Raw genomic sequence first — 1,387 nt, 5'->3', positions numbered from 1 at the left:
CGTGCCAGACAAGGAAGTGCCAAGAACGGCCATCAGGGCCGTGCAACGGGCCTTCAAGATTTTGACCGCGCCACCAACTCACACAGCCCCCTAACACCTGAGTTAAGCCGACCCGCGAAGCGGGTTCGGCTTGAATGAATTGTTAGCGCCCATCCGACTCCGGCGCCGATGGCAGAGGATAAACCCTGATGCTGGAGATCACATTGGTGTTGCCAGGGGCAAAGGACTCATCGAAGGTGATGACTGGGCCATGGGCCATGCCGTTGAACCCGCCGAAGCTCGAAAGGCTGTTGAGTACGGTCAGCTTGTACCTGCGGCCGATATAGAAGGTAGTGCCGCCGTCAGCTGGAAGGGCAGCGTCCGAATCCACTTTTGCATGAACGGGCTCTTTGCCAGAAACCACTGCGCAGAAATCCGCTGAGGCCTCTCGGAGGATCAGCTGATCCTCTGCAGAAGCGCCGGACATTTCAACGGCAACGAAAGGATCTTGGCAGGCTGTTGCTGCGGCAGGCGGAAAGTCGACGCGATTGCAACCCGCCAGAGCAACTAAACAAACCAGACAGCCGAGTAATTTGGTCATGGGCGCTAACACCTGAGTTAAGCCGACCCGCGAAGCGGGTTCGGCTTGGACGAACTGTTATGCGCGCCAAGGTAAACCCGAAGCCAGCGGCCCGCAACGGGGTTGGGAGACCAGGGGGCACGGACAAAGCTTCCGCAAGCACGGAGCAGGTCGAGGCCACCAAGGCCGAAGCCGAGAGCGCCGCCAATCCGCAAGCCATGAAACCATCCTTTGCCGAGCGGCGCGAACGCCATGCATCCGAAGCTGAGTGAAGCGAAGCCGGGGAACGTCAGCGAATCAGCTGCGTCAGCGAGTGATCAACGCCGAAGCCAACGGCGTTGCGGAAGCCACCGCATCACCGAAGCCGACAACACCAACACACATACCCACGCATAACACCGGAATTAAGCCGACCCGCGAAGCGGGTTCGGCTTGAATGAATTGTTAGGCCTCATTGGTGACGACCTGGCGGAATTGTTGCAGATACGCGCTGCCAAGCTGAGGCTCCAGCCGGCCTAGGCTGTCCAGAGTCTGGGCAACATCAAAAGGCCGTCCCGAAAGCGCTGCAAGCGCCTGATTGTGGAGCGCGTATGCGAACTGGGCGGCGACCCCAGCAGCGCTTTGATCTTGAGGATCCAAGTGGTTGCTAAGCAGCACGCGGAGCTCAAAGACTGCGGCGGCCAACAGGCGCTTTTCTAAATCAACGTTATGTTGTTCGGTCATGAGGCCTAACACCGGAATTAAGCCGACCCGCGAAGCGGGTTCGGCTTGAATGAATTGTTAGGCCTCAGCCGGGAGTAGCCCCACGCGAACAGCTGGCCAACAAGG

2 protein-coding genes are annotated in these 1,387 nt (G+C 59.0%); both read right to left on the bottom strand.

From position 1 onward, the window contains the following. Nucleotides 1-142 precede the first annotated feature (142 nt). On the bottom strand, nt 143-580 hold the full coding sequence (locus FB548_RS18680; RefSeq protein ID WP_142126321.1) for a hypothetical protein: 438 nt from the start codon (nt 578-580) through the stop codon (nt 143-145). A gap of 423 nt (nt 581-1,003) precedes the next feature. Next, a complete protein-coding gene (locus FB548_RS18675; RefSeq protein ID WP_142126320.1) occupies nt 1,004-1,282 on the bottom strand; it encodes a hypothetical protein in 279 nt (92 codons plus the stop codon). Nucleotides 1,283-1,387: the final 105 nt, after the last annotated feature.

This window comes from Pseudoxanthomonas sp. 3HH-4, assembly GCF_006716465.1.
Lineage (GTDB): Bacteria > Pseudomonadota > Gammaproteobacteria > Xanthomonadales > Xanthomonadaceae > Pseudoxanthomonas_A.
Note: the sequence above shows the minus strand (reverse complement) of the source record. Positions and strands in the feature narration are given on the sequence as shown.